Annotated in this window: 1 protein-coding gene; it reads left to right on the plus strand. The window is 37.5% G+C overall.

What is annotated here, in order from left to right:
- Positions 1-251: arginase family protein (locus ACPYOJ_RS34825; protein WP_481420300.1), on the plus strand; the 251-nt coding region annotated here is incomplete at its 5' end.
- Positions 252-355 lie beyond the last annotated feature (104 nt).

Consider the following 355-nt stretch of genomic DNA (forward strand, 5'->3'; position numbering starts at 1 on the left):
GTGTATATATTACCATCGACCTGGATGCTTTTGATCCTTCACTTTGCCCATCCACAGGAACCCCTGAACCGGGTGGTTTGCAGTGGTATCCTACATTGGAACTATTGAAAAGGGTATTTGAAAAATGTAATGTTGTAGCCTTTGATATCGTAGAATTAATGGATTCTCCGATGGCAAAACCAAGTGCATTCCTGGCTGCGAAGCTATATTACAAAATGCTTGCTTACTATCATATTTACAACAACAATTAAATTTCGCAAGAATCGGATTTTTTCGGTCGCGTATTCTTTAGAAATTTGTGAGGTAAAATAAATGCTATGTCCACACAAAATCAGATAGATTACGAAAGAATTGC

It is taken from the genome of Rhizobium sp. SVR5-9E (assembly GCF_056755095.1).